Genomic DNA, 26,605 nt, shown 5'->3' on the forward strand with positions numbered 1-26,605 from the left:
CGCCGCAGGTTTTGCGCCAGCAAAACCGTGGCAGACAAACGCGAGCCCAAGGCACGCAAGAACTCCCCCGGGACCGCTCCAAAAGTAAAGCGTGCCCGGCATCGGAATTTTGGTGCGCAGCCCAAAAATCCATGCCGGGCAGACGCAAATTAGAAGCGAGCAGTCACGCACAGCGGGCGGGTCCAGGGCGCCGAGCGCCTGGGGTCCCCCCGGTGGGGGGGATTTAGGGGGACGGAAAATTCTTTACATTACAAGCATGCATTTTATGTTAATATATTTAACGAATCTACAGTTTGATCAAGGGGGCTTATATGAAATCCGCCGTCAAAAAATCGACCGTGATTGCCGCGGGGAACGTGCTGGTCGTCTTCATTTGTCTTATACTGTTTGCTTCTGGGGCATTGGGGGTTTTATCGAACGCGGTTTACGACTTCAACATGAAAAACACGATGTCGCACGAACCGCACGAAGACATCGTCGTGGTCGGAATCGATACCGATTCGATCAAAGCGGTCGGACCTTACCCGTGGGATCGCAAGGTGTACGCGCAGCTTATCAATTTGCTGGAAAAAGCGGGAGCCAAAGTAATCGCCTTCGATATTGAGCTTTACACGGAAAGCAACAAACCGGAGAGCGATAAAGCGCTGGCCGACGAGCTTGCGAAGTACAAGAACATCATTATCCCGTCCCATGCCGATCTGGAAGGAGATCTTTCCCGTTCAACCAAGGTGAAAAAGGGCGAACTCGTCACGGCGGATAGCATCGTACACCCGATTCCGATCTTTGCAAAGTCGGCTCAGAAAGCGCACATCAACGCAACCTTTGACAACGACGGCATAGTTCGGAATAACTGGCTGCAAATCAACACGCCGGACGGCATATTTCTCACCATGGGCCTCAAAGCCGCGGAATTGGCCGGCGCTGACATTAAGCCGTATCTGGAGCTGCCTACACTGCCGAATCATCCAAAGTCGGAAATCGCGATCAACTGGGAAGCGAGCGAATACGATTTCGAAACGATTCCATTCATTAAAGTATTGAACGGCGGAGTGCCCGAAAGCGCCTTTAAAGACCGGATCGTCTTTATCGGATACACGGCTCCGGGCTCCGACGAGGGGACTACGCCGATTGAGAAACGTATACATATGGTTTACGCCCACGCCAACATCGCCAGCCAAATTTTAAAAGGGGATAAGGTGACGTTTGCAAACAGCTGGATTCCTTTGCTGCTGGCCGTTATCGTGATTGCCGTTATCGGATTCCTCACATGGAGGCTCAAGGCGATTGCCAGCGTCGTCTTGACGCTGGCCACGACGGTCGGTCTGCTCGTATTGCAATTTTTCATCTTTAAATCTTCTTCCACCGTGGTGGATATGGTCGGTGTCGTGACATGCGGACTGGTTACTTATTTGGGCAATATCGCGATGAAAACTTACTTTGAGACAAAGCAAAAAAACTACATTACGAAACAGTTCGGCCGCTATATATCCCCTGACCTGGTCAAGGAGATTGCCAGCAGCGACCAGGAAATCAAGCTCGGCGGCATCAGCAAGGAGCTGACGATTTTGTTCCTCGACGTGCGCGGGTTTACGCCCTTGTCCGAGAAACTGAAGCCGGAAGAAGTCGTCGGATTCCTGAACATGATGTTCGACTTGATCACCGAAAGAGCGCTGGTTAACCACGGGACGATCGACAAATTTATCGGGGATGCCGCGATGATTTTGTATAATGCTCCGCTGGACGTTCCGAACCATCCTTATTACGCGGTAAAAACCGCATACGATATCCAGAAGGGGATGGAGAAAGTGCGCGCCGACGTTTTGGAGAAATACGGAGTGACGATCAGCGTCGGTATCGGGATCAACACCGGCGAAGTGGTCGTCGGCAATATCGGTTCGTACTTGCGCGTAGACTATACGGCGATCGGCGACAATGTCAACACCGCTGCGCGGATCGAGTCCAATACGAGCCCGAATCAAATTTTGGTTTCCGAAGTCACTTACGAACTGACGAAAGATTATTTTGAGTACAATTTTGCCGGAGAAAAGCTGATGAAAGGAAAAAGCGTTCCGCTTAAACTGTTTGAAGTGACCGGCCTGAAAGGCGCACCTTCCGATGCTGCAGAACGCAGGGAGAATGCATCCGGCCACGCGTCCTAGTGATATCGGCCCTCTTTCCCATTGCCGGGGGAGGGCTCATTTTGTGAAATTCATTACATAAGTCTACAAAAATATCAAAAACGCCGAAAGAATCATTGTCAATTTGCACTCGGCCCCTTAAAATGAAGTTGAATGCTGTACGAGAGGGATAGGCAAAAAGTCTTAGTAGCGAGAGGAGATTTATAGTGGGGAATTACATGGCTTTACGAATGAACGGCAGGTCCTTTTTGGCAATGATTTTAGTGTTTTCGCTCATTTTCGGGCTATTATCGTCGGTTTTGGCCAAGCCGGTCCAGGCAAAATCGTCGGCAAGGGCGGCGATCGTTGCCGAAGTGAACGGAACCGTTACCGTGAAAAAAGCCGGCGGCTCCAAGTCCTATTCCGCTTATGTGGACATGAGCTTGAATCAAGGCGATTACATATCTACCGGCGCAGGCTCTTCCGTTGTGCTTCGTGTATCGGACCGTCAGGACGAGATTACGCTCGGCGAAAACTCTGATTTTTACATTTCCGATTTGGCGAACCAGGGAGATGGCTCTACTTCCAAATTCAAAATGTGGGCCGGCTCGATGTGGGTGAAAGTGAAAAGCCTTGTAAGCTCGGAGGACGAGTTCGAGGTCGAAACGCCGACAGCGGTGATGGGCGTCCGCGGCACCCATTATTACGCGGGTGTTTCTCCGATAACCGGCGAGACTACGGCAGCGGTTTTCGGCGGCTTCATTCGCGTCTCGTCGGTTACCGCAACGGAAAACGAAGAAACGAAAAAATCGATCCAGGAAAATAAAGTGGTCTACTTGTACCCGGCCCAGCAGATCAACCTCGATTCCAGGACGGAAGTACCGGATTTGAGACTGAAGGTGTCGCTGATTAATCCGGCGGAGATCGTCAAACAAGCTTCTCCTAAGGTACTCGAGGCTCTGATTAAGGATAAGCCTTCCATCGATCTGGAAAACAGCCAATTTATCGATAAGCAGAAGCAATTGCTCGGGCAAGGAACGGAATTCAAGGATGACAACTCCATCCTGAGACTGAAGTCAACGGAGGACTTGTCGAAGGTTGAGGGCAACCTGAACAATTTCATCAATGCGATCGCGAAACAGGCGATTGACGAGAAAAAAATCCAAGAGCAGGTCATCACCGATACGAACAAAACCATTCCGGATCCGAACAGAAAGATTGACCTCGAAAGAACCGGGCTTGACAATTCCGCCGGAATAGATCCGGAGGAGCAAAGGCTTCGAGATGAGCTGCTGAAATCGATTCAAGCGCAAAATAACGATCCGGCAGCGGAAGAGCAGCGGCGTTTAATTGAAGCACAGCAAAATTTAGCAAGCCTGTTGCAGCAAATTCTTCAAGATCGCCAAAAGCTGGAAGAGACGAATAAAGCGGTCGAAAAACAAAATAATCAGAAGGCGGCGGAGAAAGCTCAGCAGCAGACGGGCACACCTTCGAATAACGGCAATGGCGGCGGAGGAAGTAATAGCAGCGGCAGCAGCGGAGGATCTAACAACAAACCGAATCCTCCGGTCGTAACAAGTCCAACCGGACCTGCCACGGTGACGAATCCGGTTAAGGTAGCGTTGACGGCAAAGGCAGGGTCAACCATCCGAATTTATAACAACGGAACCGAAATCGCCAGCGGTACGGGGAACGGTGGCACGCCGACAGAAATCTTGCTCGGCAACCTGGCTCCCGGTACATATAATTTTACCGCGCGTGCCTTCTCGGGAAGCGACGGAAGTTCCAGCGTAACGATTCCGGCCATTACGGTGGTATCTGAGAATACCGCTCCGAATGCGCCTACGATAGTAAGTCCGACGCAACCCGTAACGGTTAACAATCCGGTTTCGGTGACTGTGAAGGCCCAGTCCGGAGCAACCGTTATAATTTATAATAATGAAACCGAAATGGGAAGAGGCACAGGAGCCGGAGATACGGAGGTCGTCATTTCGCTGGGAAGCTTGAACCCGGGAACGTACAATTTGACCGCGCGTGCCTATATCGGCAGCGCAGCGAGCGAGACCGTCCCAATCCCGGCCATAACGGTGGCGTCTGGAAACACTGTTTCGGAGCCAAGCCTGCTGTTTAAGCCGGGAACCGTGCAAGGATCGACGGCGAACGTTATTTTATCGTTGAAAGATTTCACGGGTTCTAAGCAGCTGTACGCCATTGAAGCGCATCTGCTTTACTCCGATAAGCTGAAATACGAGGGAAGCGGTACGGTTGCCAAGGTTTCCACAAATGTGTTCGGCTTGTCCCAAAGCGCGGAAACATTAACGGAACATACAAACACAGCTAAAACGGAAACCGAGCTTATTTACGCGGCCACCAATTATGAGCTGACGGGCGGAGCGCCGAGCCAAAATATCGAAGTCAAAGGCGAGAAGCAGTTGGTTACCATTCCGCTTGCCATCAAATCGAGCGATACGGCAGCCATACCGGTCAAGCTGATTTATTATAAAATCGTGGACAAAGATGGCAATGTCGTTAAGGAGTCCAAAGATCCGATTGAAATTTCCGTTCCTGTAAATAACGGTTAATTTAAGGAGAGCCATATGAAAAAACTGGGCACAGTGTTCGTCACTTCGGTGATGGCAGCAGCATTAATCGGCGGTAACGCCGCATGGGGAGCCGACATTTCCAAAGGCGTTACCGGAGGAGAAGGTCAGATCTTAACGGACGTCTCTACTTACGCGGGAGTAGGAGACTTCGGATCGTTCAACACGGTACGTCTGTTTTCATCGTTCCGCAATACGGCCGGTCTATTAGCTTTAAGCGACGGATCGTTGATCGTATCCGATATGAAAAACCACCTGCTCCGGAAAGTATCCGGAGGCGATGTATCGAACTTTGCCGGAGTGATCATCCAAAAAGACGGCAAAGGGTTTCCGGTCGGCGGCAGGATGGACGGAAAAGCCGACAAATCCGTTTTCCAGGAGCCGGCGGGACTCGCTGCTGACGCGAGCGGCAATATTTATGTAGCCGATGCGGCTAACAATGCGATTCGTAAAATCAGCGTGTCCGGCGATGTAACGACGATTGCCGGCAACGGCGTTCAAGGGAATAAAGACGGTTCGGGTGCTGAAGCTACATTTTATCATCCAATGGACGTTGCGGTAGCCGCGGACGGCACCGTCTATGTAGCGGATTCCTTAAATCATTTGATCCGCAGCATAAGTCCGGCGGGAAAAGTTACGACGCTGAACGGTCAGTCGGAGCGCGTCGTTCAAGTGGCTCCGGGACAGTATGTCCCCGCAGGGGATTACAAGGACGGGAATCTCGCCTCCGCCTTGTTTAACGAGCCGTCGGGACTGGCGATCGACAGCAAGGGGAATTTGTATGTAAGCGATTCGGGCAATCAACGGATCCGTTATATCGATTTCGCTCAAGGGCAAGTCACGACGGTGGCCGGTGCCAGCATGGCGGAAAACAAGAGCTCCCTTTACGAAAAGTCCGAATTATATGCTACCGGCGATTTTGCCGACGGCAACGCTTCGGAAGCGCTGTTTAATTTTCCGATGGGCATTGCGCTTACCTCGGAGGGCGGCCTGGTCATAGCGGACAGCTTGAATCATTCGATCCGCTATTTATACGGAGGCAAGGTGACGACGCTTGCCGGTTCCGCGCTGAGGAAGTCCGGAGAAACCGACGGCATCGACCGATACGCCGAATTCAAAAATCCGACGGACGTAGCCGTATCGGCCGATGGCAACATCTTCGTCGCCGACGCGTATAACAATAAAGTCCGCCGCCTTGATCTGTACAGTTTGCCGGCCAATCTGCCGAAGGACGACAGCGTCAAAGTTGCATACGGCTCCAAGTGGATCGAATTCGATGCCCAGCCGGAAATCGTAAACGACCGCACGATGGTACCGGTCCGGGCGATTACCGAAACCCTCGGGTATAAGGTGACTTACAGCGATGAAGGCCGAAGCGTTCAGCTTTCCAAGGGCAATGTCACCATCGAGCTGTACATCGATAAGACCGGCATCAAGCGGAAGGAAGCCGGCAAGGACGATATCTTCAAGGCAACCGATGTTGCTCCTTATATTAAACAGGACCGCACCTACGTGCCTGTCCGGTTTTTTGCGGAAGAGATCGGGCTCGACGTTCAATGGAATAATGAAACGAGAACGGCTATCCTTCGCGGCAAAACGTTTGTGAAAGAATAACGCGCCCGGCCTGTTCTGTACGAAGGAAACTCAGTTTTCTTCACAGGGCAGGCCGTTTCGTTTATGATAATAGCTAAAACAGCAAAGTTTGGGGGGAACCCGGTGTCCGACGTGCAGGAGCTACATGAGAGAATAAGGCAGCTGGAAGCGAAAAACAGAGAACTCACGTTGCTGGTCGAGTCTACCCACGAACTGAATAAAGCGTCTCTGACCGATCACCCTTTCTCGATCAATGTGATCCAGTCCCTCGTATTGGCGCTCGACTCCCGGGATCCGTATACGGCGGGCCATTCCTCCAGAGTCGCGCTTTATTCCTTATGGATAGCCAGAAAGCTGGGCGTTGACGAAGAGGAGTGCAAGCATTTTCACAGGGCCGCGTTAATGCACGATATCGGCAAAATCGGCGTGCCGGATCGAATTCTGCTGAAGGCAGACAGTTTGAATGAGGAAGAGTTTGCCGTCATGGCCTCGCATACGGTCATCGGTGCGCGGATTCTTTCGAAGATGGAGCCTGAGGGAAGAATGATCCAGGCTACGGAGGTAGCCAAGTATCACCACGAGAAGATGGACGGGTCGGGGTATCCGGAACGGCTGGTCGGCGACAGAATCCCGTTTTATGCGAGAATTGTCGCGGTTGCGGACGCGTTTGACGCAATGACGACCGACCGGCCATATGCAAAAGGCCGCAGCTTTCAGGAAGGCATCAAAGAGTTGGTCCGCTGCAAGGGAACACATTTTGACCCTCGGGTGGTCGACGCGTTTGAAAGTGTCATGAAGGAGAGGCGGTTCATGATTTCGTCATCAAGTTCCGTTTACAGCGAGGTGAACGAGTGAAAGGGATCAATTCTTTCGATATATTATTGCTTGCGCATTTGATCGGCGATTTTTTGCTGCAAAACGAGTGGATGGCCTTCAACAAGCAGAAGCGGTGGCTTCCGCTGCTCGTGCATAGTGCCGTATACACGATTGCGATCGCCGCAGCTTCGTTCGCTTTGCTCGATCAGCCGCTTTCGGTATACGGGATTTTGCTCGTATTCGCGGGGCATATCGTACTCGACCGAGGATCGTTTATCGCTTGGTGGTACAAGCGGGTTACGCGGTGCACCGATCCGAAAACGTGGTGGCTCAAAGTCGTTTACGATCAAACGTTTCACCTGATTTTGCTTTATGCGGCGCTGCAGCTTGGTTGAATATATATAGGCACTTCGCCCTATTCCGGGCGGAGTGCCTTTTTTCATCTACAAAATATGGATAAAAAAACCGATATTAGGGAGTAAACACCGAATTGGCGAAAGAAGTGATACATCCGTGAAAACGAAGGATCACGAGGAGCAGTTGCGCGAATTTTTCAAGCATCATCCGGACAATGATCCCCTTTATTTGAAAAGATACGTCAAGGAGCATCCCGACAATAAAATGGCCTGGTACTTGCTCGGAAGGGAGTATGCCGCACAGGGAAAACAGGGCAAGGCGCTATACTGTTTTACGAAGGCCGGAGAAGTGTACGAAGCGTTTGAGGAGCAGGCGGCCCCGGTCATTGAGGAAGAGAGCAAGGACGACCCTTTGCAGCAAAAGCAAATGCGGCGTAAAGGTTTCTTGCCTTGGACGAGACGAATCATTTTTGTGATGCTGGCGGCGCTGCTGCTTTTTTACATACCGTCTCCGGCTTACGAACGGGAAGGAGAGAGCATGCCGGCAAGCATCCCTCCGGCAGAAGTGCAGCAAACGAAAGTATATTATATCGCCAAGGAAAAAACGAAAGAAAACGTAGGCGCGGCGCTGCAGGAAATCATTGTCAAAGAGAAGCTGACCAACTATTCGATCCTGGTGCAAGGACAACCGAGCCCCGATAATAAATGGATTTGGTGGCTGAAAAAACCTCAGGTGCTGCTTTCCGTCGAAGGGAAAGCCGATTCCGCACAGCTGCAAATCGAATACCATGATGCGGCAAGCTGCGACTGTCAGCCCACGGAACCGGTGAAGCCGCTCGCTATTTTTGCACCATGGGCGGCTCAGCAGGAGCAGGAGCTCATATTGCGCTCAGCGCTGGCTGCTTTTTACCGCATCAACGGCAGGCTTCCTGCGGATCTTCCGGAGCTGAGCAGGCCGTACCCGGACAACTTGCTGCCGGGGGTAACTCCTTATATGGAAGAAAAATATCGGAAGGAAAAAGATTTGCTCGGATCGGAGGCGGTGAAGCTCGCGACAGCGCCGGCCGCGGACTCCGCAGCCGTCCCGAAAACGCAGCAAACGTTCGCCAAACCGCTTACGGAACCGCTGCAAATCGTCATCGACAAGACGGCGCACCGTTTGGCGCTGGTCAGCGGCAGCATTATTCTCCGCAGCTATCCGGTAGGACTGGGAGGGGCGAAGACGCCGGAAGCGGAATTTGTAATTTCGGAGAAGGTAAGAAATCCGAACGGCAAATCGAATGGCGAGTTCGGCAGCCGCGGGATGACGCTCGGGGATACGCTTTATGCGATTCATGGCACCAACAAGCCGGCCAGCATCGGCAAGGACGAATCCCACGGCTGCATCCGCATGCTGCAGCAGGATGTGGAGGAGCTGTTCGACATGGTGCCGCTCGGCACCAAAGTGACGATCGGCAAAGGGCTGCTGCCCCCTGACATTGAAAGAAGCGGCACCCCGTTTCAGATGCCGCTGTTTAGCGAAGAGACAAACCCTGGAAAAGTATACAAGTGGCTGGATTGAAGCGCTTTCCAAACGTTTCGTGGCTTACTGCTGAACGATCAGGAGTACGGCCATGGCGATGACGACAACGGCAAATCCCGCGGCCAGACCGATAAGCAGCTTTTTGTTCAATTCTTCTTTTTGTTTGGTTTTAAGCGGAGCCGGCTTCCGTTTTTGCTGCACCTATGAACACCTCTCTTGCGAATATATTTTCATATTAACATATTGCGGACGTTATGGGCAGGGGGAGTGAGAGCACTCCTCTTTTCCTTTTGCAGGGCAGATTGCCACTTTATTTTTGAACCGGAAACAGCTAAACTGACAGTTAGGGATTTCATAGACAGAAGTGGTTTTAGGACAGAGGAGTGGACAAGATGTTGTATAAAACTATCGCGAAGCCGGTGCTGTTTCGCATGGACCCCGAGAAGGCGCACCATTTGACGATCGACGGCTTGAGCACGGCGGCCCGCATCCCGGGGGCGATGGCACTGCTTCGCGGAATGTACGGAGTTGCTGAGTCGAAGGAACTCGCCATGGAGCTATGGGGCATACATTTTCCGAACCCGATCGGACTGGCGGCAGGGCTTGATAAAAATGCCAAAGCGGTGACCGGATTTTCTAGCATCGGCTTCGGCTTTATGGAGGTCGGCACGGTGACGCCAAAGCCGCAGGCAGGCAATGAGCTGCCCAGGCTGTTCCGCCTTCCTCCCGATCTGGCGCTGATCAACCGGATGGGCTTCAACAATGTCGGTATCGACGGGATGGTGGAAAACCTGCGCCAGACCGGAAAACGCCGCATCCCGCTTGCCATCAACATCGGCAAAAATAAAACGACGCCTAATGAAAAGGCGGAGGACGATTACCGTGCGTGCATTCGCGCGCTCTATGAATATGGCGATTTTTTCGTGGTCAATATCAGCTCGCCGAATACGCCGGATTTGCGGAACTTGCAGCATGGCGACGACTTGTCCCGTCTGCTGGCCGCCGTAACGGAGGAGATGGCTGCCCAGCAGGCGAAGCACTCGGCGGCGGCAAAGCCGATTTTGGTGAAGATCGCACCGGATTTGAACGACGACGAAGTCGCTTATACGATCCATACGATTCAAAATAGCGGGGTCTCCGGGGTTATTGCATCGAATACGACGATCAGCCGGGAAGGGCTCACACACCCGAACAAAGGCGAAACCGGGGGGCTAAGCGGACGACCGCTCACCGAACGCTCCACGCGGCTTATTTATCAAATATACAAAGCGACGCAAGGAAAATTGCCGATCATCGGGTCGGGAGGGATTTTTTCCGCGCAGGACGCATATGAAAAAATACGGGCCGGAGCCAGTCTGGTCGAAGTGTATACGGCACTCATTTATGAAGGCCCGGGTCTCCTGCAAAGCATCAACAATGGCTTGAGAGAGCTTATGCGCCGGGACGGGTACACCCACATCTCGCAAGCTATAGGAGCGGCACATCGGGGCAATTGAAGGAGGAAATTCCATGGATGGACGGGATTGGAGACGTTTTTTAATGCCATATGAGCAGGCGGTGGAGGAGCTAAAGGTCAAGTTCAAGACGCTGCGCACCGAGCTGAAAAGCAGGGAGGAATACGCACCGATCGAATTCGTGACCGGCCGCGTGAAAAAAATATCGAGCGTTCTGGAAAAGGCGAAACGGCTGAATGTCCCTATGGATCAGCTGGAAAAAGGCATCGAGGACATCGCAGGCATCCGCATCATGTGCCAGTTCGTCGAAGATATCGAGCGGATCGCCGAACTTATCCGCGCTCGCGAGGACATGACCGTGCAGTACGAAAAGGACTACGTGCGCAATAAAAAGCCGAGCGGTTACCGCAGCTACCACATCATCGTCGAGTACCCGGTACAAACGGCGCTAGGCATGAAGAGAGTGCTGGCGGAGGTGCAAATCCGCACGCTGGCGATGAATTTTTGGGCGACGATCGAGCACTCGCTGAACTATAAGTATAAGGAGGCGCTCCCGGAGGACGTACGAAGCCGGCTGAGCCGCGCCGCAGAGGCAGCCTATAAGCTGGATCAGGAAATGAGCAGCATCCGCGACGAAATTATGGAAGCGCAGAAGCTGTTTGAAGATAAATCGAACATCGTAAATCGTGTGCTGAACGGCATTCAGGAGCTTTATTTCTACCATCGGGTAAGGGAAGCGGCCCAATTTCAACTGCGGTTTAACGAGCTGTGGGAGATGGAGGACGGCTGGCATTTGAAGGAGCTGTCGAAAGAAATCGAGCAGGCGGTGGCCCGGGCGAAAAAGGAAAAAGAGTAACCTGCCCGCGTTACTGATCTGCGAGAGAGGAATCGAGCCATGATCTACGACCGGCTGTATGTGCTGTTTGTATATTATTTCAATATTGAAAGAGATTATTTCGAGTGTCATGAAGTGATGGAGGAGCTTTGGCTGGAGGAAGGCCGCAATCCGCTGTATCAAGGTTTGCTGCAGGTTGCGGTCGGCTTGTACCACCATCTCAACGGCAATCCGAACGGCTCCGTCAAGCTGTTTACCGCGGCGGTGGACAAACTGCAGGCATACCCCGACGTGACCCACGGCATTCGGCTCGGCAAGCTGCTCGCGGACAGCCGGGATTATCTCGCGAAGCTGCACCGGCTGGCGTCGCATCCTTTCGATCCTTACGATCTCGACATCGAGATCGTCGACCCTGATCTTGCGCAGCTCGTTGAAGAGCTGCGCCTTCATCCGCCGCAGGCGGAAGAAGAGCATTGAGGGCTTAAGCAGCAAAACCAGAGCGCCTGTTTGCGCTCTGGTTTTATTTTGGACACCACGTCCAACGTACAGCGTGTCGGGAATGCAAATTTTTGCCTAAGAGCAAAAATTCCATTCCCGACATACGCGAACTAGAAGCGAGCACTCCCGTACTGCGGGCGGGTCCAGGGCGCCTGAGCGCCTGGGGTCCCCCTTTAGGGGGATTTAGGGGGTGACGACCGAGGGGCAGGGGGGAGCCGCTCCCCCTTACTTTTTATATTTCATCAAAAACGCCTTAAAAGTGTCCGCCGTATTGCCCGGCTGTCCGGGTTCGGAGATGCCGCCTTCGATACGCTCCACTTCCTGGCCGCCCTTATAATAAATGAGCGTGGGCGTGTATTGGATGTTGTACTGCTGCCAGCCGTTTTTAAATTCCTCGAGATTGAACTGCTTGACGTCGACGCCAAGGTCTTTCGCGAGCGGGGCCAGCACCGGAGTCGTCTTTTTGCAGTGGGGGCAGGTGGATGCGAAATAGTAGAGGAAGAAATCCTCTTTGTTGCTCAGCTTTTTGTTAAGCTCGTCCGGCAAAATGATATTTTGATAGTTCGGATCGTTCAGCTGCTTTAAAGTTTCCGGATTCAGCTTCTCGGGCGGTATGCCGTAGACGTTGTTCCGGGCATCGCCATACTTGGCCTTGTTCGATTGCTGGTTGACGATATAGAGTGCCCCGAACAGAACGACGATAACGGATAAATAAATAACAAGCTTTTTCATCAAGATCCTCTCTTCCGTTGGAATATGAATTTACAATATATTCGCTCTTCTGGCATCCGATTCCTGTTTTCCGTTGCGTAAAATTTGAAGGATTTTCAACAATCCTTGTGGAATTGTACATGACGGCGGCCTGATTTGAACTAGAAAAAGGGGCGGAAATCATTGCAAATATTACGCAAAAAGATAAATCCTTACATCGTATACGCAGCCGCTTTTTTTCTGTTGGCCGGTTTTTTTGCCGTCATTCATGAAGTGGCGCAGCAGGGGGCGACGGCCGCTGCCAAAAAAGACGAGGACGTGCGCCTCCTTAACTCGGAAGCGGATTATAACGTGCGGGATAACTATAAGGCGCAAAGCGACAAGTTACCGGCTTTCGATTTTCCCGCATTAAACGTGGTGCCCGGTAAAATCCCGAAAGGCTGGCAGATTGCCGTAAAAGGTGCTCGCGTAATCGACCAGAAAGCGACGCCGGACGGCACGAAATCCGTTTGCATCGTTCAGCGAACCGAGAGTGCGGACGGCAAGGAGTGGACCGAGCTCGATTCGCTCGTCGCCGATCCTCATACGCAGTCGTTTTCCCATGAGGCGCTGGCGCTCGTTTATGGCCCCTGGCGGCAAGCGGCGGCGGATGCCACCAAAATCGCAGGTTTTCTCAGCAGCGATGATTTTGTATTTACAAGCGTCCGCAACGACGGAGAAGATTTGACGTATTTTATCGGCATCTATCAGATGCAAAACAATATGGTGAAACCGCTTTTGAAGTTCGGCCAATTGAAAACAAACGATGCAGGCAAACCGGCGATTCAAAGCGCTTGGCTTTCGCCGGATAAAAATAAAGTATATATCCGCGACGGGCAAAATGCGGTTTTTTTCTACGATCTGAAAGCCGGAGGAAATCCGCAAACACTCGCCGCGGCAGGCGGGGCAAACGGCGCTTTTTGGGTGTCCGATCAGGCGGGAATCGCCTATGCTTCGTCCCGTCCCTATGCTGCGGACGGCGTCCTGATCCAGCTTAACAGCGGGGAAACGAAAAAACCTTTCGCCGCAGAGCCCGGCTGGATCGAACCCGGTTTGGCGGCGAAAGGGAAAATGGTGTATTATAACTTTACGAATGACCGCAGTCCTGCGCATTTGGTCCAGGGGGACAAGCGAACGATGCTTTTGCCGCAAGGCGTGCAGCTGACGGATACGGGAGGCGCTCCGCTGAAGCGGTTCATACTTGGGACGGGCAGCAAAGAATATCTCGAATACGGCGGATACGCCGAGGAGAAAAATGCCGTCATTTTGCACAAATATACGGTTTCCGAAAGCAGCGGCGGACGGCTGTACAAAAAAACGACAGGCTGGCTGCTTGGCGATATGAATACCGGTAAAATGACCGAACTCATAAAAAACGATGTGCCGGACGGCTGGGACCGCAAAGACATCGCCTTTGCCCAAACGACGGTGGACGCTTATGCGGACAGCGGCAAAGTCCAGGCATTTATCAATATGCCGGACGGCACTTATTATATGACCCGGTGGAATACGCAGGAGGTTAACCTGATGCCTGAGGAGGATACGGTTATCTACGAGGATGAGCCGAGCAAGCGGGTTTTTATCAGCTCTTTCACGAGACCGGATTTGGTGGTATCTGCGTTAAGCTACAAAAAATACAATTGGGACAACCGCAAATTCGCATGGTTAAGCGGCCGCTGGCTGACAAGGTACCAATCGCTGCCGGACGGGGACAAAATTTATTTCTTTCAGATTATGTAGTTTCATGGGAAAAATGCTGCAGCTGAAGAAGAAACATAATGGATGACGAAGGTAGGATCAGAATGGTAAATCATTTGCCGGCTCCTTTTGTGGAAAAAATGAAACGATTGCTGGGGCCGGAGTTCGCCGGTTTTCTTGCGTCGTATGACGACCCGCGCTGGTACGGCTTGCGCGTAAATACACTAAAGGTGCAGGCGGCCGAGTTTCTGAAACTTAGTCCGTTTGAGCTTACCCCGATTCCGTGGACGGAAACGGGGTTTTACTATGAGGAAAAGGACCGGCCTGGCAAGCATCCCTACTATCATGCCGGCTTGTACTACATTCAGGAGCCGAGCGCGATGGCGCCTGCGGAGCTGCTGGGTGTGCAACCGGGCGACCGCGTTCTCGACCTGTGCGCCGCCCCGGGCGGCAAATCGACGCAAATTGCCGCCAAGCTCGAGGGTCAAGGCGTTCTCGTCGTGAATGACATTCACCCGGATCGCGTCAAGGCGTTGGTGAAAAATTTGGAGCTGGCGGGAGTGCGCAATGCGGTGGTGCTGAATGAACAGCCGGAAAAGCTGACCGGCCCTTTCGCCGGTTATTTCGACAAAATATTGGTGGATGCTCCATGTTCGGGGGAAGGCATGTTTCGCAAAGAAGAGGACATGGCCAAGGAGTGGGAACCGGACGATGTGCGCAGATACGCTTCGATGCAGCGCGAGCTGATCGCCCAGGCAGCCTCGATGCTGAAGCCGGGCGGGCGGCTTGTCTATTCCACATGCACGTTTTCTCCGGAGGAAAATGAAGCGATTATTGCAGAATTTATAGACGGTCATCCGCATTTTGCCGTCGAACCGATCCCGCCGGAGCATGGCTTGCAGCGGGGACGTCCGGACTGGCTGGCGGGTTTGGCGGAGCAGAACGGTCAGCTTACCGGGGCGCCGGCGGAGCGGTTGTCCGCATCGTCGATTCAAGCGGCAGCCGGCACGGCTCGCTTGTGGCCGCATCACCTGAGAGGCGAAGGACACTTTGTGGCGGCCTTAAGAAAAACTTCTTCGCCCAAGGACGAAAGTTATAATGAGGCGCGACCCGCCGAGCCGGAAAGGTTATACGTCCGAGCTGACAGGGCGACCGCCGGGATTCGTCCGGACGGTAAATCGGTTACCCGCGGCAAAGCAACCCGTAAAACCGCACCGGAGCCAAAACGGAAAACCGGGCCGGATATGGAACCGATGTATGCTTTTTGGCGCGAACACGTGCGGTTGCCGGTACCCGGGCGCATCGCCGCATTCGGCGATCATCTGTACGCCGCTCCTCCGGACTTGCCGGATTTGAGCGGTATTCGTGTGATCCGGCCGGGCTGGTATTTGGGAGCGATACATAAACAGCGTTTCGAGCCGTCGCACGCGCTGGCGATGGGGCTGAAACCGGCGGAATTTGCGCGAACCGTTTCGCTTTCCTCGGATTCGGCCGAAGCGATCCGTTACCTGAAGGGTGAAACGCTCGAGCTGCCCCAGGAACGGATTGAATACGCAGACGGACTGACGGCCAAAGGGCACTGTCTCGTCTGTATAGACGGGTTTACTGCGGGATGGGGCAAATGGGTGCAGGACATCTTAAAAAACGAATATCCGCCCGGATGGAGGTGGACTTGAGCTATGAAAACAACGCAGCGTTTGGATAAGCTGCTGGCGCATGCCGGCTTCGGCACCCGCAGCGAAATTAAAAAGCTTGTGAAGATAGGGGCGGTCGCCGTAGGAGGCAAAGCCGTCAAGGATAGCGGATTGCAGGTGGACCCCGGGCAGGATGTGATTACGGTTCATGGAGAACGGGTCGTTTACCGGGAGTTCATCTATATAATGCTCAACAAACCGCAAGGGGTCGTATCGGCGACGGAGGATACGCGCGACCGTACGGTGCTTGATTTGCTGGACGACGAATACCGGCATTTTCAGCCGTTTCCGGTCGGTCGTCTCGACAAGGATACCGAAGGGCTTCTGCTGCTTACGAATGACGGCAAGCTGGCCCATAACCTGCTTTCTCCGCGAAAACACGTCCCGAAGACGTATTACGCCGAAGTGGAAGGCATCGTGGATGAAAGCGATATCCGCGCATTTGCAGCCGGTGTCACGCTGGACGACGGCTACGAGACGATGCCGGCGAAGCTGGTTATTTTGGCGGCAGGAGATCCGGCTTTAGGGAAGCCTTCGAAAATCGAGCTGACCATCATGGAAGGCAAATTTCATCAAGTCAAGCGAATGTTTCAGGCTGTCGGAAAAAAAGTCGTTTTCTTGAAGCGAATGTCCATGGGCAGTTTGCTGCTTGACGAATATTTGGCGGCCGGACAGTATCGGGAGCTGACGGAGGCGGAGCTGGCCGGATTGCTTCAAGATCATGAAGGGAAAAAATAATCGGAGCATGCAAAAAAAGGTTAGCGCTCTCGCACTAACCTTTTTTTGCTGCTCAAGAAATTATGCATGGCTAATTATTGTGGGTAACCGGAGTTCCCCCAAAAGTAGTTGGAATAGGCTGCAAAGGTTCACTTCACTTTAGGGGGATTCGTTCTCGTATCGGAAATTATTCGAGGTACGGGATCATTAAATGACAAATGCGCGGGAAACGATAACCAGCAGGATGAATAATACAAGAATGATACCCGTAGTTGCGTAGAGACCGCCGTAAAGTGCAGACATCGTAAATTCCTCCTTTTTGGTCGTTATTTTCGAACCGATACCGCAGCTTTCGGGGATTTGTTTTCCATGCCGGCGAATATACTGCGTACATCGGTCTACTTTACTATATGTTTACCTATCCGATTGGATTGGACAGATGCCTGTGCCCATATATTTTGGGCGAAGGAAGGGCAATCTAGAAACAAACGGACTTTGCGCCGTATGATTACCCACCATTTCCTTTTGGAGGCGAGATCGTATGACCTATTGTGTGATTAGGCCCGATTTGAAAACATCGGGCGGTGAAGTTAGCGACATTTTATGGAAGGACCGTTTTGTAGGGACGATCACGCTTGTGTACCGGGAGGCGGACCGCATATCCGGCGCCATCCAACTGGAAGATGCGAGTCTTCATGCGCGGGACAAGGAACAGGTGGTCGAAGTCTTGCAGGATTACGTCCAATCGCTTGTCGATGCGCTTGGCGCGCTGGAATGCGATGTCGTCGTCACACATAGCCCGTATGACCGAATTATTGCCGACAAAAACGAATACGGAGCGATTTCGGTCGGGGATAACGAGTATTACGATACGGAAGACGACCGCGACTTCGATACGGAGTGGATAGACGATTCGGGACTGGCAGACCCGGATTATGCCGGGCAAGACGAGGTGAGCATGGCCGTTCACAGAAGGACGGTAAACCTGCCAAAGCGCAAAGCCGGGCCCGCCGCGGACGAAGCGGTTTACTACGAGCTTGTCGCCGTTGGCGAAAACCATAACAGCGTGGAATATCACGTATATGACCGAGACCAAAACTGGTTGGCCGAAGCTTTTTTCACGATCGACGACCGGGACGTTATGGGGACGGTCCGCTGGATGGTCGAGCCGGACGAGGACGGTATCGAACATGTGGCGGATTTGATCGTATCGGATTTTGACGAAAATGAAGTCGATACGTTCGTTATCAATATGATGTACGAAGATGATATCGTGGAAACGATCGAACTCGCCCATGAAGATTTGCTGGACGAAGTCGATGCGGCTTGGGAAGCCGGCGATAACGCTGCCGGGGAGCGGTGGAAGGCGGCCGAAGATGAATATACCGTTGTGCTCGCCAGAGACGACGGGGATATGCTGACCTATGAAATTTACCAGCAATCCCGCGGCGGGCTTCCGATCGGGACCGCGACAATCGATATCAGTCAGCGCCAATTGACCGGCTTTATCGATTTCCGCGAACCGGGCAGCGAGGACGACAGGGAACAAATTGCCACCTTGCTCATGCGTGAGCTGGACAAGGAGAAGGAATATGAGACGATCAACTTGACGCTGCTGCACCGCAATGAACCGATTGAGGAAATTTTGTTCGAGTCGGAGCATATTCATTAAGGGCATCCAGGCGAAAAACGCCGTTCTCCTCCTGGGACGAGAACGGCGCTTTTCATGTTTTTTCGGGAGCTTCACGTCATCCAGCGCAGGCCTTTCGGGTAGTGATTTTTGATCTGCCCGCCGCTGGCTTTGCCCCAGCCGAGCGGGAAGCCGTCCACGGCGACGGCAAGCCAGCCGTGGACATCCGCCGCGGCGAGCGTCTCGCCGCGCAAATAAGCGGCCGCCTCCGCCGAGCCGGCGGCCACGGACCAGACGCCGCGCGAGTCCTCGCGCCGCGGCAGGGCCAGCGCCAGCGCGTGCGCCGGCTCCGCGCGGCCCTTCTTCACCCCGGCCAAATGGAGGCCGGGGCGCAGCACCTTCAGGCCCGCAAGCCGGGCCTGGCCGAATGCGCTGCCCGCCGGGACGGGCAGCCAGTACAGCTGGTCGCCGAAGAGCAGCGGCTCTCCGGCGGCCAGCTCCAGCTCCGGCGCCGCTTCGCGCCGGAGCGGCTCCCACAGCGCCAGCGCATCGCGCAGCGCGCCGGCGGCCGGGTCGCGCCGGGGCCCGCGGCCCCCGGCGGCTGCTTTGCCGGCGGCGGCAGCTGCTGAGCCGCCGCCGGCCTCTCCGCGGTGGCGCAGCACCGCGACGAAATGGCCCTCACCGCGGTCCCGGTGAGGCCAAATCCGCTCCGTGCGCGCCACCTCGAACATCGGGTGCTCGCTCACGAAGGCGTCCAGCACCCGCTCGTTTTCCTCGCGGTTGAACGTGCACGTCGAGTAAGCCAGCGTGCCGCCCGGCTTCAGCATACGCGCCGCCTCGCGCAAAATGTCCGCTTGCCGGGACGCGCACATGGCGACATGCGCCGGAGACCATTCGGCAATCGCGTCCGGGTCTTTGCGGAACATTCCTTCGCCCGAACAAGGCGCATCGAGCATGATCTTATCGAAAAACTGCGGAAACTTCGCGGCCAGCCGGTCCGGGGGCTCGCAGGTGACCACCGCATTCGCGACCCCCATCCGCTCGATATTTTCGGATAATATTTTAGCCCGCGCGGGATGAATCTCGTTGGCGACAAGCAGTCCTTCGCCGCGCAGCTTGCCGGCGATCTGCGTCGACTTGCCGCCCGGCGCGGCAGCCAGATCGAGCACGACATCGCCGGGCTCCGGCCCCAGCAGCTCAACCGAAGACATGGCGGACGGCTCCTGGATGTAATAAAGGCCTGCGGCATGAAACGGATGTTTGCCGGGCCGCAGGTCGCCCTCATAATAATAGCCGGTATCGCACCAGGGAACCGGCTCCAGCCGGAACTGCGCCTTCACGGTTTCCGCAAACGGCTCCCCCGCCGGCAGCTTGAGCGGATTCAGCCTGAGGCCCTGCGTGCGCGGGGCGTTATAACTTTCGATAAACTCCGGGTATTCGTCGCCCAGCATCGTTTTCATTTGGTTCCTATAAGCTTCAGGCAGCTGCTGCATCGCGTAAACTCCTTTTTTCGCAATCATTCCGTTTCCAGTTTCTATATTATAAATGAACGATTCGCGATTTACGAGCCTGCCGGTTATTGCCTGAATTGCCGTCAGTTGAAGGAGCGGTTCGCATTGTAGGAAAATGCCCCGGCGTGCTATAATATAGGGATAATTTGGGGATGGGAGGATTTCAGAAGCCCGATGATAGAGAAAATGCCGAAAGAGATCAGGCTGCCGATGGTGGAAATTTTTGAAACGGTAGAGGGCGAAGGCACGCGGGCCGGGTTTCCGACCGTCTTCGTGCGGCTGTTCGGCTGCAATCTGCGATGCACCTGGTGCGATACGAAGTACAGCTACCCTCCGGAAGAAGCGGAGATGGTGCTTTCCATAGGAGAAATCGTCGATGAGGTGATGAAGTACCGATCGACGCATCTGTGTCTTACCGGCGGGGAGCCGCTGCTGTACGGGGAACGCTCGCAGGCACTGGTGGAGGAACTGGCCCGCATCGAACGTCTGACCGATATTCACATCGAGACGAACGGAGCCATCGATTTGGCTCCGTTTTTGGCGGCCATACAATCGCCCAAGGTGCGGTATATTATGGACTTCAAGCTGCCGGATTCCGGGGAAATGGACAAAATGATCACAAGCAACTTATCTTTGCTGCGCCGGCAGGACGAGCTGAAATTCGTGATCGGCAGCGAAACCGATTTTGAAACGGCGTGCCGCGTCCTGGACGAATTTCCGACCAAGGCGCTGCCGCTGTTCAGCCCGGTTTGGGAAACGATGCCGCCGGCAAGGCTGGTCGAGCTGATGTTGTCCCGCGGCTTGTCCCACGTGAAGCTGAACATGCAGCTGCATAAGATCATCTGGGACCCGGCCATGCGCGGCGTGTAATTTTTCAAGGAGAGGCGGTTTGTATATATGACAGCAAAAAAAGCCGTCGTTATTTTGAGCGGCGGACTGGACAGCACAACGTGCATGGGAATGGCGAAGGCGGAAGGCTTCGACTTATACCCGATTACGTTCGATTATGGACAGAGGCATCGCGGAGAGATCGAAAACGCAAAGCAAGTCGCGGAATATTACGGCGTTTCGCATCGCCATAAAATGATAACGCTCGGCTTTCTGCGAGATTTTGGCGGCAGCGCGCTGACCGACGACCGCATCGAGGTGCCGGACACGACGGGCGGGGAGCCCGCCGAAGGGGAAATTCCGGTCACTTATGTGCCGGGGCGCAACCTGCTCTTTTTGTCGATCGCCACGTCTTACGCGGAAGTGACCGGCTCCGAGGCGATTTATATCGGCGTCAACGCGCTCGACTACAGCGGTTACCCGGACTGCCGTCCGGAATTTATCCGCAAAGTGGAGGAGACAATCGCTCTGGCGACCAAGGTCGGCGTCGAAGGCGGACCTATTCGCATCGCCACGCCGCTCATCAACATGACCAAGGCGGATATTATCCGCGAAGGGAGCCGGCTCGGCGTGCCGTATCACTTGACGACCTCGTGTTACAACGGCAGGGAGCAAGCGTGTGGCGTTTGCGACAGCTGTCGTCTGCGGCTCAAAGGTTTTGCCGAAGCGGGGCTGACCGATCCGATCCCCTACGCGTGATATATTTTTTTCAGAGGCAAGCCGTTAAAAATAGCCCGGCATCTCTCCTCAGGAGTAGGCGTCGGGCTTTTCCGTTTGCAGATGCCGCTGCTTGTCTTTCCAGAACAAGGCCGTCAATATCCGCTCGATCCATTCTTTATCCTGCTCGGTCAACTCGATCCCGTCAAACACGAGATCGTTCTCCCGCAAAAATCTTCGTAAATTGACCGGTGTTTTTGCAACCCCGTCGTTACCGTCCGCCTCGCGGTCCCTGTCCAGATAACCTGCCAGCCGCATCAATTCGTCATACGGAGTGTTCAGCCCCTCCGACAGCTTCTGGAGCACTTCGGGAGAAGGGACGCCGCGGTTGCCGTTTTCAAGCTGGGAAATATAGGCCGCCGACACACCCGACCTGTCCGAAAGCTCGCGGATCGTATATCCTTTCAGCTTGCGCATATCTCGCAATTTTCCGTAAAAATCCATATTCATAGGACTCCTGCCATCAAAAGTAAACAAATGTTAACAAAGATATAATACCAGTAAACGGTAAATCGATCAATCGATTAATCATTGAATATTTTTCATACAAATGTAAACAAAAATAGTTGCAAAAGTAAATTCTAGTGGATATAATGGAAATAACTTGAAGGTTTGGGGGCGGTAGATTGTGAGGATTAAAGCGAAAACGCAGGAATTCGTGAAAGCGAGAGTTTGGAAAGGGTTGTCCCAGCGCGATTTGGCCAGGCTTTCGGGCTTAAGCCACTCGTACATCAGCCTGCTTGAACGTTCCGTCAAATCCGTAGGCCCGTCCACCGCCAAAAAGCTGAGCGATATTTTGGAAAAACAGGTCGACGAGCTGTTCCGGCTTGAATAGACGGGCCCATGAGCCGAAATGATCGTTTCTTTCATCATAGCAGAAATAGCCGCGATATACTCGCTTTGGCTCAAGTTTTTTTTCTGGTATGATTGATACATATCACAACTTATATGGAGAACGACAACCTATGGATATTGGAACGACGATTCGGACGATTAGACAAAAACGGGGCATCACGATAGGGCAATTGTGCGAAGGAACCGGGCTGTCTCAAGGCTTTTTGAGCCTCGTGGAAAATAACAAGACGTCCCCGTCCCTCGCGACGCTGGAATCGATTGCAGGTTATCTCGGCGTACCGATGGCTTATTTGCTGCTCAAGCATGAGGAGAGAATGAACGTGGTGCGCCGAAATGAGCGGACGTTCAGCATGTTTCGTGATAAGCATAAAATCGAGCATCTCGGCGAAATCGGCGGCATGCGGATGTACATCAGTGAAATTCCGCCGGGCAACCCGTTGGATAGAACGGTGAACGAACATGAGGGCATCGAAATACACTACGTGTTAAAAGGAAAGCTGCTCGTCGGCCAAGGGGAAGACGAGTGTACGGTCGAGGAAGGAGATACGTTTTCGTGGTACGCCTTCGTGCCGCATTGGGTGCAAAACATTGGAGACGAACCCGCGGCGATCCTGATCGTCAGCTACAGCGACAATCATCGAGGGAAAAATTGATACGTGATCAAACTGCAGGCGGGCGAAGGAGGCTCAACCTGCTTTTTTTGTATTTTCATGCTGAAATTAAGAAAACTTTAGGAACTATGCTTCCATTTTGTTAAGATCTGAGGTCTATTATGGGATACGTGGAAATAAACGCAAGAAAACTTCATTCGATTAGAGGAGGGTAGTAATGAGAAAGTGGGCAGCTGGCTTTTTCATTTGCAGCGTACTTGGTTTGTTCGGTTTGTTAGGTTGTTCCAAGGCGGTAGAATACAGTGGAGAAAGCATGTCATGGAGTGTTGAATGCTCCATTCATCCTTCCGCCAACGAAAAGTCGTATGTCATCCGTTATATTGGCGATGCCGGCCAAAACATTGACACGGTCAGTTACTCGTTTGAAAGCAGTCATAATTTCCGAGCCAAGGGCGAAAGCAAACCGCAATCGACAAGTTTAAAGATAGGCGGAAAGTCTAATCTCGATGCGCCTTATAAGGAGGAGGCAGGTTTTACTTTACGCATGAAATGGAATGATAAGGAGGAAACGATTCAGCTGACGAAACGGTAGCATATCTTTTTGTTTATATTTGCTTTATAAATTTATATTTTGTTTCATAAATATTTATGTTGACGGTCAACCCGCATGGTGGTATATTTCAAGTGTGACTAACAAAAAGTTAGTCTATAACATTTCTTATGAAAAGGGGATGACTAGCGATGGCAAAATCGTTTTTTATAGCTCACGGCAGCCCCATGCTCGCCATACAAGACAACGAGTACACGCGCGAATTGAAGCGGCTTGGAGATCGGCTCGGCTCGCCCGAAGCGGTGATCGTTTTTTCCGCGCATTGGATCGCAAGACCGGTGACGGTCACTTCCACGCACGATGTGTATGAAACGATCTATGATTTCGGCGGTTTTCCGGACGAGATGTATACGCTCAAATATAACGCGCGCGGCTCGGTCGATCTTGCCAGAGAAATGATCGAGCTTTTCCGGTCGGCCGGTTTGGACGCCGCCGCGAATACGTCCCGGGGACTCGACCACGGCGCATGGGTCATTTTGCGCCATATGTTCCCGAAAGCCGATATTCCGGTGATCAATGTTTCGGTAAATCCGACCTTGCCTCCGGATCAGCAATATAAAATCGGCGCGGCGCTTTCCTCCTTGAAGGACCGCAATATCGTGATCATCGGCAGCGGGGCGACCGTTCATAATTTCCGCATGATGAATTTGCGGGATCCTGAGCGGGTGGACGAGTGGGCCAAGGAGTTTGACGATTGGTTGATCGGGCGGATGGAGGTGTGGAACACGGCGGAGCTGTTCGATTATGCTCGTCTTGCTCCATACGCCAAAGAAGCGACGCCGGATTACGAGCACTTTCTGCCTTTGTTCATTGCCATGGGGAGCGGAGACCGCAAGAAGCAAGCGACGCTGCTTCATCAAAGCTACCAATACGGCTCGCTGAGCCATATCATCGTCGAATACGCATAACCGAAAGCCGCAGCTCCGCCACCGGAGGCTGCGGCTTAATTGTTTATCCGGACTCCGAAAACCTCATCTGCCTCAAATCGGCCCCATCTTCCTTTAGTCATTAGGAACTAGGCGAAATTCGTAGAATTTTGTCATATTTGGTCTGAAAACCCGGCAATTGTCAAATATTTGTCGATGTATGCGTAGTGAAAGGTAGATTTAGACAGGAATATCATATAAAATTAGTATATTGTTAGGAAAATTTAGAAATAGACCGCATCAATATGAATCCTTAGTTAGGAAGAAAGGAATATTGACAATGCCTTCAGTAAAAACAAGTTGTTCTTTTTCTCATGCCTATCAGCCTATCGTCCATATGGGAGACCGGAAAATACTGGGATTCGAGGCTCTGATCAGAAGCGGTATAGGCAATCCGGAGCAGTTGTTTGAGAAAGCGCGACGGGAAGACGGTCTATTCGATTTGGACACGAAATCCGTTCTGCAGGCCGTCGGCCGGTGCAATCAATTGATGCCGGGAAACCATAAAAAACAGCTGTTTGTTAATATATATCCGTCGACGCTGCTTCATGAACAATTTCATTCGTTTTTGGAAGAGTTGGTCCTTCAAAAATCCAGAACCGATCTGGATATTGTATTTGAAATTAACGAAGCGATCGAGGAGTTCGGCAATTGGAACGAGCTGCTGGACCGGGGCATTTTGAAGCTTTTACATAAAAAAGCGATCTTGATAGCTTTCGACGATGTCGGGGAAGGAGCGATTTCCTTGAAGCAGCTCGTCGACTTTGAACCTGATTATATCAAGCTGTCCAAATATTTCACAAACGGCATAGAGCACTCATCAAACAAGCAGCGTATTATTCGGGCGCTGGTCGACTTTTGCGGCGGCGGCTCCTCCAAATTGATTGTCGAAGGGATCGAAAACGAAGCGCAATTTCACATATTGGAACAAATGGGCGTAGTATACGGGCAGGGCTATTTATTTTCCAAGCCGCTGCCGTTGGAAGAACTCATAATTATTAATCCTAACTTGTAAAGGAAGTTTATGATGGGGAATCAATTGAATTATACTCGCAGAGCAAGCTTAACCATGAAGATGACGGAATTTGAGATGCCGCCGATGCAGGATTTGCTGATCATCGGCAAAAGAGCGCCGATCGGGCCGGAGGCGGTCAGAAGAATGGCTGAAGCGTTATCTCCCGATCAGTTCTCGATTTTGAAGATCGATCATCCCAAGGTTGAAGGGGTATTAATACGCAATTCTTTGCTCGAGATGCTCGATAAGCAGCTGCTGCTGGAAATTATTTTGGAGGAAGCGGACAGGCTCATTAACGAATCGATGGTATTAAGGGCGGAGATGAAAATCACGGTCTCCCTGCAGCGAGAGGTGGAGCTTCAGTGAAGGTGGAGGAGGTCATGTCGAATCAAGTATGCAGCATCTCTTCCGGAAAAAGCGTAAGATATGCGGCAGATCTTATGAACGAGCTGGGAATCGGCTCGCTTGTCGTCGTCGACGAAGGAGAAGTCATAGGGATCATTACATCGAAGGACATTCGTTCGGCCCACCCGAATCGAATCGTTGCCGATGCGATGACACCTGATCCGATCGCCGTTTCCAAATCGGAGTTCATCGGCAATGCACTGCATACGATGGAGCAGCATAAAGTGGAACGGCTCATCGTAAAAGAAGGCAATAAAGTGGAAGGCCTTATCACCAGAGAGACATTAAAAAGCACGATCGGCAATTATATCGATCCTTTGACTAATCTGTACCGTTCCAAATACATAGAGTACATCCATGAATATCTGGTCGGTCAAGGAATCCCGTTTTATCTGCTGTTCATCGATTTGAACGATTTTGGCACTGTGAACAAGAAGTACGGTCATGCGACCGGCGACGATCTGCTGATCCATTTCTCCGGCCTGCTCAAGGAGGTTGCAGAGGATCAAGACTACGTGTGCCGTTACGGCGGCGACGAGTTCGTCATTATTACACAAAGAAGCCACCAGGAGATTCAGGGCATGATCGAACGGTTATCGGCGCCGAAAACTTTCCATTCGTTTACGATTTCGGCGGCTGTCGGCGTGATCTACGGTTATGACGGCAGCGGGCAGCCGTACTCTTACCGGGACTGCATCAGCACCGCGAGCTTGAACTCGACTGAAACGAAGAGAAACCGGTTGCCGTCGGCACAGTAATTAAACCGATGGAAGGACGGGTCCGGCGG

27 protein-coding genes are annotated in these 26,605 nt (G+C 52.7%); 22 read left to right on the plus strand and 5 right to left on the minus strand.

Going from position 1 to position 26,605, the window contains the following annotated elements; all coding sequences use genetic code 11:
• Window positions 1-311: 311 nt before the first annotated feature.
• The 6 genes from MYS68_RS05780 to MYS68_RS38470 all read left to right on the plus strand — a co-directional run bounded on the left by MYS68_RS05780 (window position 312) and on the right by MYS68_RS38470 (window position 9,043).
• The gene (locus MYS68_RS05780; protein WP_248924913.1) at window positions 312-2,159 is read left to right on the plus strand and encodes a CHASE2 domain-containing protein; all 1,848 of its coding nucleotides are present in this window, start codon (window positions 312-314) and stop codon (window positions 2,157-2,159) included.
• A gap of 185 nt (window positions 2,160-2,344) precedes the next feature.
• Window positions 2,345-4,699 carry a FecR family protein gene (locus MYS68_RS05785; protein WP_248924914.1) on the plus strand — a complete coding sequence of 785 codons (2,355 nt, stop codon included), beginning with the start codon at window positions 2,345-2,347 and terminating at the stop codon, window positions 4,697-4,699.
• Between the two features lie 15 nt (window positions 4,700-4,714).
• Entirely contained in the window at window positions 4,715-6,331 is a 1,617-nt protein-coding gene (locus MYS68_RS05790; RefSeq protein ID WP_248924915.1) for a stalk domain-containing protein, read from the plus strand.
• A 102-nt stretch (window positions 6,332-6,433) separates the two neighbouring features.
• Window positions 6,434-7,165 carry an HD-GYP domain-containing protein gene (locus MYS68_RS05795; RefSeq protein WP_248924916.1) on the plus strand — a complete coding sequence of 244 codons (732 nt, stop codon included), beginning with the start codon at window positions 6,434-6,436 and terminating at the stop codon, window positions 7,163-7,165.
• Window positions 7,162-7,521: a DUF3307 domain-containing protein gene (locus tag MYS68_RS05800; RefSeq protein WP_248924917.1), complete on the plus strand. Its 360-nt coding sequence runs from the start codon at window positions 7,162-7,164 to the stop codon at window positions 7,519-7,521. The genes MYS68_RS05795 and MYS68_RS05800 overlap by 4 nt, the downstream gene beginning before the upstream one ends.
• Window positions 7,522-7,639: 118 nt before the next feature.
• Window positions 7,640-9,043 carry a L,D-transpeptidase family protein gene (locus MYS68_RS38470; RefSeq protein WP_338043552.1) on the plus strand — a complete coding sequence of 468 codons (1,404 nt, stop codon included), beginning with the start codon at window positions 7,640-7,642 and terminating at the stop codon, window positions 9,041-9,043.
• A gap of 24 nt (window positions 9,044-9,067) precedes the next feature.
• Here MYS68_RS38470 and MYS68_RS05810 read toward each other — a convergent pair whose 3' ends face one another.
• Window positions 9,068-9,205, minus strand: coding sequence for a hypothetical protein (locus MYS68_RS05810; RefSeq protein ID WP_248924918.1), 138 nt, complete (start codon window positions 9,203-9,205; stop codon window positions 9,068-9,070).
• Window positions 9,206-9,396: 191 nt separating this feature from the next.
• Between MYS68_RS05810 and MYS68_RS05815 the strand changes: the two genes are divergently transcribed.
• From MYS68_RS05815 to MYS68_RS05825, 3 genes are read left to right on the plus strand one after another with little or no spacing between them, the layout of a single operon-like run.
• Window positions 9,397-10,500: a quinone-dependent dihydroorotate dehydrogenase gene (locus MYS68_RS05815; RefSeq protein ID WP_248924919.1), complete on the plus strand. Its 1,104-nt coding sequence runs from the start codon at window positions 9,397-9,399 to the stop codon at window positions 10,498-10,500.
• A gap of 13 nt (window positions 10,501-10,513) precedes the next feature.
• The gene (yjbM, locus tag MYS68_RS05820) at window positions 10,514-11,314 is read left to right on the plus strand and encodes a GTP diphosphokinase (RefSeq protein ID WP_248924920.1); all 801 of its coding nucleotides are present in this window, start codon (window positions 10,514-10,516) and stop codon (window positions 11,312-11,314) included.
• 39 nt (window positions 11,315-11,353) lie between these two features.
• On the plus strand, window positions 11,354-11,770 hold the full coding sequence (locus MYS68_RS05825; RefSeq protein WP_248924921.1) for a DUF309 domain-containing protein: 417 nt from the start codon (window positions 11,354-11,356) through the stop codon (window positions 11,768-11,770).
• Between the two features lie 246 nt (window positions 11,771-12,016).
• On the opposite strand, the gene MYS68_RS05830 is transcribed toward MYS68_RS05825, so the two are convergent.
• On the minus strand, window positions 12,017-12,523 hold the full coding sequence (locus MYS68_RS05830; protein WP_248924922.1) for a thioredoxin family protein: 507 nt from the start codon (window positions 12,521-12,523) through the stop codon (window positions 12,017-12,019).
• Between the two features lie 162 nt (window positions 12,524-12,685).
• On the opposite strand from MYS68_RS05830, the gene MYS68_RS05835 reads away from it, so the two are divergent.
• From MYS68_RS05835 to MYS68_RS05845, 3 genes are all read left to right on the plus strand, one after another.
• Window positions 12,686-14,281, plus strand: a complete 1,596-nt coding sequence (locus MYS68_RS05835) for a hypothetical protein (RefSeq protein WP_248924923.1) — start codon at window positions 12,686-12,688, stop codon at window positions 14,279-14,281.
• A gap of 62 nt (window positions 14,282-14,343) precedes the next feature.
• Window positions 14,344-15,915, plus strand: coding sequence for an RsmB/NOP family class I SAM-dependent RNA methyltransferase (locus MYS68_RS05840; protein WP_248924924.1), 1,572 nt, complete (start codon window positions 14,344-14,346; stop codon window positions 15,913-15,915).
• Window positions 15,916-15,918: 3 nt separating this feature from the next.
• Window positions 15,919-16,671, plus strand: coding sequence for a pseudouridine synthase (locus MYS68_RS05845; protein ID WP_248924925.1), 753 nt, complete (start codon window positions 15,919-15,921; stop codon window positions 16,669-16,671).
• 186 nt (window positions 16,672-16,857) lie between these two features.
• On the opposite strand, the gene MYS68_RS05850 is transcribed toward MYS68_RS05845, so the two are convergent.
• On the minus strand, window positions 16,858-16,953 hold the full coding sequence (locus tag MYS68_RS05850; RefSeq protein ID WP_248924926.1) for a YjcZ family sporulation protein: 96 nt from the start codon (window positions 16,951-16,953) through the stop codon (window positions 16,858-16,860).
• Between the two features lie 238 nt (window positions 16,954-17,191).
• Here MYS68_RS05850 and MYS68_RS05855 point away from each other — a divergent pair, with 238 nt between their 5' ends.
• A complete protein-coding gene (locus tag MYS68_RS05855) occupies window positions 17,192-18,322 on the plus strand; it encodes a hypothetical protein (RefSeq protein WP_248924927.1) in 1,131 nt (376 codons plus the stop codon).
• Window positions 18,323-18,393: 71 nt separating this feature from the next.
• Here the strand turns inward: MYS68_RS05855 and MYS68_RS05860 are convergent, their stop codons facing one another.
• Complete coding sequence (locus tag MYS68_RS05860; protein WP_248924928.1) at window positions 18,394-19,773, minus strand: RsmB/NOP family class I SAM-dependent RNA methyltransferase; 1,380 nt, start codon at window positions 19,771-19,773, stop codon at window positions 18,394-18,396.
• A 192-nt stretch (window positions 19,774-19,965) separates the two neighbouring features.
• Here MYS68_RS05860 and MYS68_RS05865 point away from each other — a divergent pair, with 192 nt between their 5' ends.
• A complete protein-coding gene (locus MYS68_RS05865) occupies window positions 19,966-20,661 on the plus strand; it encodes a 7-carboxy-7-deazaguanine synthase QueE (protein WP_248924929.1) in 696 nt (231 codons plus the stop codon).
• A gap of 27 nt (window positions 20,662-20,688) precedes the next feature.
• Complete coding sequence (gene queC / locus MYS68_RS05870) at window positions 20,689-21,378, plus strand: 7-cyano-7-deazaguanine synthase QueC (protein WP_248924930.1); 690 nt, start codon at window positions 20,689-20,691, stop codon at window positions 21,376-21,378.
• Window positions 21,379-21,426: 48 nt separating this feature from the next.
• Here queC and MYS68_RS05875 read toward each other — a convergent pair whose 3' ends face one another.
• Entirely contained in the window at window positions 21,427-21,840 is a 414-nt protein-coding gene (locus tag MYS68_RS05875) for a helix-turn-helix domain-containing protein (RefSeq protein WP_248924931.1), read from the minus strand.
• A 184-nt stretch (window positions 21,841-22,024) separates the two neighbouring features.
• On the opposite strand from MYS68_RS05875, the gene MYS68_RS05880 reads away from it, so the two are divergent.
• The 7 genes from MYS68_RS05880 (at window position 22,025) to MYS68_RS05910 (ending at window position 26,576) form a co-directional block, all read left to right on the plus strand.
• On the plus strand, window positions 22,025-22,231 hold the full coding sequence (locus MYS68_RS05880; protein ID WP_248924932.1) for a helix-turn-helix transcriptional regulator: 207 nt from the start codon (window positions 22,025-22,027) through the stop codon (window positions 22,229-22,231).
• Between the two features lie 130 nt (window positions 22,232-22,361).
• Window positions 22,362-22,904: a helix-turn-helix domain-containing protein gene (locus MYS68_RS05885; protein ID WP_248924933.1), complete on the plus strand. Its 543-nt coding sequence runs from the start codon at window positions 22,362-22,364 to the stop codon at window positions 22,902-22,904.
• 175 nt (window positions 22,905-23,079) lie between these two features.
• A complete protein-coding gene (locus tag MYS68_RS05890; RefSeq protein ID WP_248924934.1) occupies window positions 23,080-23,454 on the plus strand; it encodes a hypothetical protein in 375 nt (124 codons plus the stop codon).
• A gap of 149 nt (window positions 23,455-23,603) precedes the next feature.
• Entirely contained in the window at window positions 23,604-24,380 is a 777-nt protein-coding gene (locus tag MYS68_RS05895) for a DODA-type extradiol aromatic ring-opening family dioxygenase (protein WP_248924935.1), read from the plus strand.
• A gap of 298 nt (window positions 24,381-24,678) precedes the next feature.
• Window positions 24,679-25,413 (plus strand): EAL domain-containing protein, encoded by a 735-nt coding sequence (locus MYS68_RS05900; protein ID WP_248924936.1) that lies wholly within the window; start codon window positions 24,679-24,681, stop codon window positions 25,411-25,413.
• A 54-nt stretch (window positions 25,414-25,467) separates the two neighbouring features.
• On the plus strand, window positions 25,468-25,779 hold the full coding sequence (locus MYS68_RS05905) for a hypothetical protein (RefSeq protein WP_248924937.1): 312 nt from the start codon (window positions 25,468-25,470) through the stop codon (window positions 25,777-25,779).
• A gap of 14 nt (window positions 25,780-25,793) precedes the next feature.
• Window positions 25,794-26,576, plus strand: a complete 783-nt coding sequence (locus MYS68_RS05910) for a GGDEF domain-containing protein (RefSeq protein ID WP_248924938.1) — start codon at window positions 25,794-25,796, stop codon at window positions 26,574-26,576.
• Window positions 26,577-26,605: the final 29 nt, after the last annotated feature.

Origin of the sequence: Paenibacillus hamazuiensis (genome assembly GCF_023276405.1) — a bacterium.
GTDB classification, from domain to species: Bacteria; Bacillota; Bacilli; order Paenibacillales; family NBRC-103111; genus Paenibacillus_AF; species Paenibacillus_AF hamazuiensis.

Excerpts from the sequence above, each read along its gene's own strand:
- MYS68_RS05840 (WP_248924924.1), top strand. The coding sequence starts at position 14,344 with ATGGTAAATCATTTGCCGGCTCCTTTTGTGGAAAAAATGAAACGATTG.
- MYS68_RS05905 (WP_248924937.1), top strand. The coding sequence starts at position 25,468 with ATGAAGATGACGGAATTTGAGATGCCGCCGATGCAGGATTTGCTGATC.
- MYS68_RS05860 (WP_248924928.1), bottom strand. The coding sequence starts at position 19,773 with ATGCAGCAGCTGCCTGAAGCTTATAGGAACCAAATGAAAACGATGCTG.
- MYS68_RS05900 (WP_248924936.1), top strand. The coding sequence starts at position 24,679 with ATGCCTTCAGTAAAAACAAGTTGTTCTTTTTCTCATGCCTATCAGCCT.
- MYS68_RS05850 (WP_248924926.1), bottom strand. The coding sequence starts at position 16,953 with ATGTCTGCACTTTACGGCGGTCTCTACGCAACTACGGGTATCATTCTT.
- MYS68_RS05825 (WP_248924921.1), top strand. The coding sequence starts at position 11,354 with ATGATCTACGACCGGCTGTATGTGCTGTTTGTATATTATTTCAATATT.
- MYS68_RS05875 (WP_248924931.1), bottom strand. The coding sequence starts at position 21,840 with ATGGATTTTTACGGAAAATTGCGAGATATGCGCAAGCTGAAAGGATAT.
- queC (WP_248924930.1), top strand. The coding sequence starts at position 20,689 with ATGACAGCAAAAAAAGCCGTCGTTATTTTGAGCGGCGGACTGGACAGC.
- MYS68_RS05780 (WP_248924913.1), top strand. The coding sequence starts at position 312 with ATGAAATCCGCCGTCAAAAAATCGACCGTGATTGCCGCGGGGAACGTG.
- MYS68_RS05830 (WP_248924922.1), bottom strand. The coding sequence starts at position 12,523 with ATGAAAAAGCTTGTTATTTATTTATCCGTTATCGTCGTTCTGTTCGGG.
- yjbM (WP_248924920.1), top strand. The coding sequence starts at position 10,514 with ATGGATGGACGGGATTGGAGACGTTTTTTAATGCCATATGAGCAGGCG.
- MYS68_RS05865 (WP_248924929.1), top strand. The coding sequence starts at position 19,966 with ATGATAGAGAAAATGCCGAAAGAGATCAGGCTGCCGATGGTGGAAATT.
- MYS68_RS05790 (WP_248924915.1), top strand. The coding sequence starts at position 4,715 with ATGAAAAAACTGGGCACAGTGTTCGTCACTTCGGTGATGGCAGCAGCA.
- MYS68_RS05890 (WP_248924934.1), top strand. The coding sequence starts at position 23,080 with ATGAGAAAGTGGGCAGCTGGCTTTTTCATTTGCAGCGTACTTGGTTTG.
- MYS68_RS05815 (WP_248924919.1), top strand. The coding sequence starts at position 9,397 with ATGTTGTATAAAACTATCGCGAAGCCGGTGCTGTTTCGCATGGACCCC.
- MYS68_RS05885 (WP_248924933.1), top strand. The coding sequence starts at position 22,362 with ATGGATATTGGAACGACGATTCGGACGATTAGACAAAAACGGGGCATC.
- MYS68_RS05895 (WP_248924935.1), top strand. The coding sequence starts at position 23,604 with ATGGCAAAATCGTTTTTTATAGCTCACGGCAGCCCCATGCTCGCCATA.
- MYS68_RS05910 (WP_248924938.1), top strand. The coding sequence starts at position 25,794 with ATGTCGAATCAAGTATGCAGCATCTCTTCCGGAAAAAGCGTAAGATAT.
- MYS68_RS05855 (WP_248924927.1), top strand. The coding sequence starts at position 17,192 with ATGACCTATTGTGTGATTAGGCCCGATTTGAAAACATCGGGCGGTGAA.
- MYS68_RS05845 (WP_248924925.1), top strand. The coding sequence starts at position 15,919 with ATGAAAACAACGCAGCGTTTGGATAAGCTGCTGGCGCATGCCGGCTTC.